We start from the raw sequence: 368 nt of genomic DNA, 5'->3' as shown, positions 1-368 counted from the left end.
GAAGTGGAGCAGACCTACTGTTGAACAGTGAAGGTGAAAGTCTACTGGCAGTTGATAACAGTGCGGGCGGTAAAATTATTGCGGGTAAACAGGCAAAGCTAAATACGGCCAGCCTAAACAACAGCAAAGGTAGCATAGACAGCGACAGTTTGGATTTAAAAGCCGTACGCATGGACAACAGCGAAGGGGCGATACGCACCAACAAACAGCTGAAAGCACTGATTAAAGAAGAATTGAAAAACCGCAACGGCCTGATTGGCAGCAGTGAAGAATTATTGTTGAATGCGGAAGGTGAAAGCAAACTGGCCTTGGATAACAGCGAACAAGGCAAAATCATTGCAGGTAAACAAGCGGTAATTCACACAGCC

1 protein-coding gene is annotated in these 368 nt (G+C 45.9%); it reads left to right on the top strand.

The genetic code is table 11. The features are described 5' to 3' along the window. Positions 1-20 precede the first annotated feature (20 nt). Positions 21-368, top strand: a 348-nt coding sequence (locus BHC43_RS08955) for a hypothetical protein (protein WP_180297469.1), incomplete at its 3' end; no start/stop codon positions are given.

The organism is Snodgrassella alvi (assembly GCF_002777855.1).
Lineage (GTDB): Bacteria > Pseudomonadota > Gammaproteobacteria > Burkholderiales > Neisseriaceae > Snodgrassella > Snodgrassella alvi_E.
Note: the sequence above shows the minus strand (reverse complement) of the source record. Positions and strands in the feature narration are given on the sequence as shown.